Raw genomic sequence first — 7116 nt, forward strand, 5'->3', positions numbered from 1 at the left:
CTCGCTCCCACAGGGGGAATGCATTCCAACTGGAGAAATGCGGTCAAACTGTGGGAGCGAGCCTGCTCGCGAAGGCGTCAGTGTTGCGTATGCAAAGCCAACTGCCTGATCACCTCAACCACCGGCGCCACCCGCTCAGCCTGCCCATGCGGCCACACCGCATAAAGATTGTAATGCGCAGCAATCTGCGCCTCGTTCAACGCCACCAGCCGCCCGCTGCGCAACGCATCGGTGGCGAGCAAACCGCGCACCAGCCCGGCGCCAACCCCGGCTTCGGCAGCCGCAATCAGGTTGGCCGCATTATCGAAAATCACCCGCGCCGCTGGCTCCACCGGGGGCATTCCGGCCGCATCCAGCCACGGAATCCACGAGCGTCGTGTATAGCCCAACAGCGGCAATTCAAGGATCTGCGCCGGGCTCAACGGCAACTGCAAACCACAGCGCTCAAGCAACGCCGGCGAAGCCACCGCCAGCACCCGATCGCCGCAGATCTGCGTCATCTCGCAGTCATCCCAATCGCCATAGCCGTAACGCAACGCCAGATCCACCCGCTCGAAGCTGCTGCGATCACTGCGCGGCATCGACAGCAGCGTCACCTCGTAATCCGGCAGTCCGTCGAGCAGTTCCGGCAGGCGCGGATTGAGCCAGCTCTGCGCCAGTTCACTGTCCACATCCAGGGTCAGGCGCTGCGCCACGCTGCGGTTTTTCACCGAGGACAGGGCCCGGTCGATCTGCGCCAGCCCGTCCGCCAGTACGCTGGCAAACAACTGCCCGGCATCGGTGAGGTTGCTGCCGCCGCCTTCACGCACGAACAACGGCTGACCGATGAAATCTTCCAGTGCGCGAATCTGCTGGCTGATCGCACTGTGAGTCAGATCGAGCTTGCGCGCCGCGCTGGAAAAACTGCCGCTGCGCGCCGCGTGGATAAACGCACTCATGGACTGCACCGACGGGTATCGCTTGTACATGTTGTTAGTCCTGCTTACAGCGGTTGGCAGAAATCGTCGCTGGCTGCGGTTTGCCCGGGTTTCCAATAATCGGTCACCAGGCCCGCACAAAGACGGGCCGCTCTTTTGGAGCCTGACAATGATCGCATTCACGGTAAACGGCGAACGACGCGAGCTGGATGAAGCGTCCCCCTCCATGCCCTTGTTATGGGTACTGCGTGATCAACTGAAACTTACCGGCACCAAATTCGGCTGCGGCATGGGCCTGTGCGGTGCCTGCACCGTGCATCTGGACGGCGTCGCGGTGCGTTCCTGCCAGTTGCCGCTGGCCGCCGTCGCGGGCCACAGCATCACCACCATCGAAGGCTTGTCGCCGAGCGAGAGTCATCCGCTGCAACTGGCCTGGGTCGCCGAAGATGTGCCGCAATGCGGCTACTGTCAATCCGGGCAGATCATGTCCGCCGCCGCGCTGCTCAACACTGGCGCGGCAGTGACCGACGATTCGATCCGCAATGCGATGAGCGGCAATATCTGCCGTTGCGGCACCTACGGGCGGATCAACAAAGCGATCAAACGTGCGGCGAACGCGCCGAAGGAGGCGTGATGAGGCTGCGCGACGACACCTTGCTCGAACCGTCCCGCCGGGTGTTTCTCAAGCAAGCGGCGACGGTCGCTTCGGGCCTGGCGATTGCTCTGTATCTGCCATCCGGTAGCGCCGCCAGCGACTCGAAAACCCCGGCGGCGGCCACGGAATTCGAGCCCAACGCCTGGGTGCGGATCTTCCCCGACGGCACGGTAAAGCTGGTGGTGCACAAGCACGATTCCGGCACCGGCACGCAAACGGCACTGGCCGCATGCGTGGCCGAAGAACTGGATGTGAACCCGATGACCGTGCAGGTGATCATCCCGGAAGATCCGTTCTTCGAGACCTACATTCATCCGGTCTGGAAAGTCTTTTCCACCGGCGGCAGCACCAGTGTTTCTCTCGAATACGAGCGCTTGCGCATGGCCGGCGCCACGGCGCGGGCGTTGCTGATTGCGGCAGCAGCGAAGCAATGGAAAGTCAGCCCCGACAGCTGCAGTACCGAAGACGGCCGGGTCATTCACCCTGCCAGCAAACGCAGCCTCAACTACGGCGAACTGGTGGGCGTGGCGGCGCATTTGCCGGCACCGGCCAATGTCACGCTGAAAGATCCGGCGCAGTTCAAATACATCGGCAAACTGCGGCACAAGCGCGATGCCGCGGCCAAGGTCTGCGGGCGCTTCAAGTACAGCATCGACGTGCAACTGCCGGGGGATGCTGGTGGCAGTGATTCAGCGCGCGCCGGTCGTCGGGGCGAAGGTTCTCAGCGTGGATTCGGCGGCGGCATTGCAGGTGCCGGGCGTGCGCCAGGTGATTGCAGTCCCCGGGCGCCCGGACGTGCTCGGTGGCAACCTGGAAGGCGTCGCGGTGCTGGCCGAGACGTTCTGGGCGGCGCAGCAAGGCCGCAAAGTGCTGGAGATCAAATGGAGCGACTCGCCACTGGCCGGGTTCGACAGCGCGGAACTGGCCACGGCGCAAGCGGCGGCTATTTCCGACCCGAAAAGCCAGACCATCAAGGCCATGACGCAGGGTGATGTTGACGCGCAATGGCCGCAGGCGGCGCAGCTGATCGAAGCCGATTACCACATGCCGTACAAAGTGCAGAACCCGCTGGAACCGATCTGTATCACCGCACAGGTCAAGGACAACGCGATCACCTATTGGGGCGGCGTGCAGGTGCCGTCGTCGGCGCTGGAAGCCGCGCAAACAGTCTGCGGCATCGCCAAGGACATGGTCACCATCAACGAGCTTGTGTCCGGCGGCAGCTTCGGTGCGCGGGAGGCCAAATACTGGTTGTTCGAAGTGGCATTTCTGGCGCAACAGACCGGCGTGCCGGTGAAGTTGCTCAACAGCCGCGAAGACGAAATGCACGCACTGTTCAATCACCCGGCGACGCTGCACCGGGTCAAGGGCGCGCTGGATGCCCAAGGCAAACTCAACGCACTGCGACTGCACGCGGTGTCACCGGCCTCGCCGGAGCAGTGGGAGCCGGGTTACTTCGAGCGCCCGGATCACATGGATTACAGCACCACCGAGGCGATCACCGCATGGGACTTCGCCTACCGTCCGCCGCATCTGCAGTTGAACTGGGTCAAGCACGAAAGCCATGTGCCCAGCGGCTGGTATCGCTCGGTGAGCTTCATTCCAAACGTGTTTGCCGTCGAGAGCTTCATGGACGAACTGGCCCACGCGGCCGGCGCCGATCCCTTGGCCTTCAGACTGGCGAACATGCAGGAACGGCCACGGCATGTGGCGGTGCTCAAACAGGCTGCCGAACGCGCCGGGTGGGGCCAGCCGCTGCCGCCGGGCACTGCGTTGGGGATTGCGACCCATCAGGGTTACAGCAGTTTTATCGCCGTGGTGGCGCGGGTCGCGACGGTCGATGGCAAACCGAAAGTCGAGAAGCTGACCTGTGTGGTCGACTGCGGTCTGGCCGTGTCGCCCGGCGGCGTCGAGGAGCAGATCTACGGCGGCCTGATGTGGGGCCTCGGTCATGCGTTGTTCGACCGGCTCGACATCCAACAGGGCAGGGTGGTGCAGAGCAATTTTCACGACTACCGCGTGACCCGCATGTCGGACATGCCGGCCACCGATATCGTGGTGCTGGATGGCGAGCCGGGCAAACCCGGTGGCGTCGGCGAGTTGGGCAGTCCGTCGGTGGCCCCCGCGATTGCCAACGCTCTGTTTGCGTTGACCGGCGTGCGCCAGCGGTCGACACCGCTGAGCCTGGGGTAAGCCGCCATGGACCTGCGCCTGCTGCGGTATTTCATGGCCCTGGCTGATGAGTTGCATTTCGGCCGGGCTGCGGAGCGGTTGCACATTTGTCAGCCGCCGTTGAGCCAGCAGATCCGTCTGCTGGAGGAGGAGTTGGGCACGCCGCTGTTCGAGCGCAGTCATCACCGGGTCGAGCTGACAGCCGCGGGGCAGATGCTCAAGGAGCAGGCACCGCTGGTGTTCGAACAACTGGAACGGGCGCTGGACCTGACCCGTCAGACCGGGCGCGGGCAGCTTGGTGAGCTGGAGATCGGCATGATCAGTTCGGTGATGGTCGGCGTGTTGCCCAAGGCCCTGCACCTGTTTCGTGAACGCTATCCGCAGGTGAACTGGCGTCTGCATGAAATGACCCCGGCGGCGCAGGTCAAGGCGTTGAAGGAAAAACGTATCGACGCCTGCGTGTTTCGGGTCGGTTATGACGATCCGTTGCTGCGCAACGAGTTGCTGATCTACGAGCCGATTCACGTGGTGATGCCGGCTGATCATCCGCTGGCAAGGCGCGAAGTACTGGCTCCGGCGGATCTGGGGCAGGAACCGTTCGTTGCGCTGGAACTGAAGCAGTCGCGGTTTGCCAACTTCCTTTATCAGTGCTGCGTTCAGGCCGGGTTCACCCCCGCAGATCCGCCAGCAGGTGATTGAAGTGCAGACGCTGCTCAGCCTGGTGCGCGCCGGGTTCGGGGTGGCGCTGCTGCCGGCTTCTATCGAGCAACTGGCGCCGGCAGGGCTGGTGTTTCGCAGGCTGACGCCGGCGCTGCCGGAAGTGCCGCTGTACGCGACTTACCGCGCCGATGATGCTTCGCCGGTGCTCAGGCTGTTTCTCGATACGTTGCGCGAGCTGGTGGAAACCTCAGATCAACCTTGATCCCCTTGTGGGAGCGAGCCTGCTGGCGAAGACGGTGTGTCAGCCGACAGATTATTTGAATGAAATACCGTATTCGCGAGCAAGCTCGCTACCACAGGGGGACTGTGGTGGGGCGCACATTTATGTTCGGCACGATCACGCACGCCTGCGGTCGTAATCTTCACACGCGCATTCCCTGTGGAGATCCAATGAGCCAGGAAGTCCTGACCACTGAAACCAATCGTCGCCAGTTGCAGCAGATCATCGCCGGGCTGTCCGACGGGGTGATTTTGCTGGAACTCGATCAGAGCATCCTCTGGGCCAACGAGGCAGCACTGGCCATGCACGGTGTCAGCCGGATCGGCGAGCTGGGCACTAATGCCGATGAGTATGCCAAGCGTTTCACGCTGCGTTATCGCAACAACCACCTGTTGCCACCCGAGAACTATCCGATCAGCCGCGTCGCACGCTGTGAGGTATTCAGCGACCTGTTGGTCGAAATGTCTGCCATGGATGACCCGGAACGCGTCTGGGTGCACAGTGTGCGCAGCATGGTACTGACCGACCGCGAAGGGCAGCCGGAGTCGCTGGTGCTGATCATGAGCGACGTCACCGATTGGGCCAATGCCGAGCAGCGTTTCGAAAAGACCTTCAATGCCAACCCGGCGCCGGCGGTGATCTGCCGCCTCAGCGACTTGCGTTACATCAAGGTTAATCCGGGGTTTCTGGAGATGACCGGTTACACCCGCGATCAGGTAATCGGTACTTCGGCCTATGAAATCGATGTCTTCGATCAGGCTGAGAAAAAGGATCTGGCGATCCAGCGCCTGCGCGATGTGGCGACCATTCCACAGATGCAGGCTCAACTGCGTCTGCCCGATGGCGGCAGCAAGCAAGTGATCGTCGCCGGGCAACCGTTGGTGCTCAATGATGAGGATTGCATGCTGTTTTCCTTCGTCGACATGGAGCTGCGGCACAAGGCGGAAGTGGCGCTGCGTCAGAGTGAGGAACGCTTCGCCAAGGCGTTTCGCCTGACCCCGGTGCCGATTCTGATCTGCAGTGCTGACGAGCAGCAGGTGATTGATGTCAATCAGGCGTTCCTCGACACCCTCGCCTACGACAGCGACGAGGTGGTGGGTAAAACCGTGACCCAGCTGCATTTCATCGACGACGACGGTGCGCGGGCCCGGCTGCTGAACGCCCTGGCCAAAAGCGGTCGGATTGATCGGGTCGACGTGCGCGTGCGCAGGAAGGATGCAGAGCTGCTGGAGTGCGCGGTGTCGGCTGACACCGTGAACATTCAGGACACGCCGTGCTATCTGCTGGTGCTGATGGACATCACCGAACGCAAGCGCACCGAGCTGGAACTGGTGGCGGCGATCGAAGAGGTGATGAAGGATGCTTCGTGGTTCAGTCGGACGCTGATCGAAAAACTGGCGAATGTGAAGAAGGTCAACTCGCCGCAGCTGCCGAGCGTGTCTCTCACTGATCTGACGGCGCGTGAGCGCGACGTGCTGGGGCTGATCTGCGAGGGGGTTGGCCGACAAGGAGATCGCCGCCCGGTTGAAGCTGGCACCCAATACCGTGCGCAATCATGTGGCGACGGTGTATTCCAAGCTCGATGTGCACAGTCGCAGCGAGGCGATTGTCTGGGCGCGGGAGCGCGGGCTGTTTTCCGGTGAACGCGGCGCCAAGGGGCAACGGTAGGTGCAAATGCACTAATCGATGAGGTGCAAATGCAGGTTCTGGCGCGGTGGGGCAGTTCTTAGTCTGGTGGGGTGCGATACGAGCCTGTTGGCTTGGGATCGTCTCCCTTCGAAACAGCTAAAGGAACAAGCTCCATGATGAATCTTGCGCAGTTGCGCGCCAGCCTTGAGCAGAGTTTCTCGCCCTTGGCGTGCGAGTGTTCAGTGGATGGGGATCATTCGCTGACGGTGAAGTTGTATCACCGGGAGTCGGGACAGGTGGATCTGGTGATCAGCGGGTTGAAGCTTGATGCGTTGCGAACGCCGGAGGCTGTGGCGGCGTTGATTGATGAGTTGCGGTATGAGTTGGAGAGTAATTCTTTGCGGGCTGCTCGGGATCCGGATATGGCTTAGGGTTTTTGGCTGTTTTGGGTGTGGATCCGTTACTGCGGGTGTTGCTGATTAGGGTTCCGCCCTTACGGCGGGTCACTTTTGGCAAACGCCCCAAAAGTAACCAAAAAGGTCTATGCCCTGACGTTCGGCCCTCGCTCAGGCTCGGGTTCCTTCGCTGCGGGATTCATCCGGGGGCAGCGCCTACGGTTTGCTTCGCTGCACCTCCTCTCGCTGTGTTTGGCTGCGCCAAACGGTCGCTGCGCTCCCACCCCCGGATCAATCCCTCCACTCAGCCTGCCGACGGGCCCTCAGATCAAGAGCGGTACTCGAGCTAACGCTCATCGTTTTGAGTGGGGGCGCTTCGCCGCATGGGGGTGTGCACGAATAAAAGTT

The 7116-nt window shown here is 62.0% G+C and carries 5 protein-coding genes and 2 pseudogenes; 6 read left to right on the forward strand and 1 reads right to left on the reverse strand.

Features of this window, described 5'->3' with window-relative positions:
* Positions 1-77: 77 nt before the first annotated feature.
* On the reverse strand, positions 78-968 hold the full coding sequence (locus HT737_RS26535; protein ID WP_182404323.1) for a LysR substrate-binding domain-containing protein: 891 nt from the start codon (positions 966-968) through the stop codon (positions 78-80).
* Positions 969-1086: 118 nt separating this feature from the next.
* Between HT737_RS26535 and HT737_RS26540 the strand changes: the two genes are divergently transcribed.
* From HT737_RS26540 to HT737_RS26560, 6 genes and pseudogenes are all read left to right on the forward strand, one after another.
* Entirely contained in the window at positions 1087-1551 is a 465-nt protein-coding gene (locus HT737_RS26540) for a (2Fe-2S)-binding protein (protein WP_041073291.1), read from the forward strand.
* Positions 1551-3765: pseudogene (locus HT737_RS32450) on the forward strand (molybdopterin cofactor-binding domain-containing protein). Before HT737_RS26540 ends, HT737_RS32450 begins: the two are co-directional and overlap by 1 nt.
* 6 nt (positions 3766-3771) lie before the next feature.
* Positions 3772-4443, forward strand: a complete 672-nt coding sequence (locus tag HT737_RS26550) for a LysR substrate-binding domain-containing protein (protein WP_306287271.1) — start codon at positions 3772-3774, stop codon at positions 4441-4443.
* Between the two features lies 1 nt (position 4444).
* Complete coding sequence (locus tag HT737_RS32000; RefSeq protein ID WP_374011196.1) at positions 4445-4666, forward strand: LysR substrate-binding domain-containing protein; 222 nt, start codon at positions 4445-4447, stop codon at positions 4664-4666.
* Between the two features lie 188 nt (positions 4667-4854).
* Positions 4855-6352 (forward strand): annotated as a pseudogene (locus tag HT737_RS26555) (helix-turn-helix transcriptional regulator).
* Positions 6353-6486: 134 nt separating this feature from the next.
* Complete coding sequence (locus HT737_RS26560; protein WP_047293628.1) at positions 6487-6744, forward strand: DUF1652 domain-containing protein; 258 nt, start codon at positions 6487-6489, stop codon at positions 6742-6744.
* Positions 6745-7116 lie beyond the last annotated feature (372 nt).

The organism is Pseudomonas sp. MD195_PC81_125 (assembly GCF_014060985.1).
Lineage (GTDB): Bacteria > Pseudomonadota > Gammaproteobacteria > Pseudomonadales > Pseudomonadaceae > Aquipseudomonas > Aquipseudomonas parakoreensis.